The sequence below is a fragment of the Paenibacillus nuruki genome (assembly GCF_001721045.1).
GTDB classification, from domain to species: Bacteria; Bacillota; Bacilli; order Paenibacillales; family Paenibacillaceae; genus Saccharibacillus; species Saccharibacillus nuruki.
In genome coordinates this window covers 1-790 of record NZ_MDER01000113.1, presented here as the reverse complement: position 1 = coordinate 790, position 790 = coordinate 1, and the positions used below count along the sequence as shown (strand labels likewise).

Sequence of the window (790 nt, the reverse complement as noted above, 5' to 3'; positions counted from 1 at the left end):
ATTTACTTTCTTCAATGGATAGCAAAAAAGCGTTCTTATGTTATATAGTGATCCAATAAGTTTGAGATTTTGAGTAGGCAATATTCAAGGTTTTTCTTTATATCTAAAAGAAATGAATTGAAATATAGTATTCTAATAGAATGCTTATTACCTCATATTCAAATTTGGAAAATAGCTTATAAGAATTCAATAGTTGAAGGTGAGTACTCTTGTTATTATCCAATTCAAGAAAAAAATATAGCATCTTATGTTCTAAATGCCATCAAGAACTTTACGGAGTAGGATTTGGAAGCGAGTCAGATAAACTAAAATGTTTTAACTGTAACGTGTATTATGACTACAATTGGAAAAGCAAAATTTTAAAAGAGGATAATGATTATATTAAGCTGTTAAAAAAATGGGATACAGGTAGTGGGGAATATCCTGGTATACTCACGAGCCAATTGTATAGTCCGTGGTATTTGAAGATATGTATTAGATAATTAATAATCTATGAGGTGATTCCTTGTTTGAAGAAAAAAAATTAAAGAAATTTATAAATATGTCTGAAAGTATATTATCTTTAGAAGGATTAGAAGCTGTAACACATTATTTTGAATATGATGAATATGAAATGTCATTTGAAGGTTTAGTGATAGAAATTTATACAAGTAAAATGTATACTGAAAAGTCCGATTTTATAGAATGGAAAGAACTTGCATGGGATTTTGGATTAGATAAGGAATCTATTTTTGATGAGACATTTTGGGATCAATTTATGGAGCGGGGACATGCGTTGAAGGTTAATGAA

General features: G+C 28.5%; 1 protein-coding gene. It reads left to right on the top strand.

All coding sequences use genetic code 11. The features are described 5' to 3' along the window. Window positions 1–505: 505 nt before the first annotated feature. Window positions 506–790, top strand: a 285-nt coding sequence (locus PTI45_RS23555; protein WP_069330029.1) for a hypothetical protein, incomplete at its 3' end; no start/stop codon positions are given.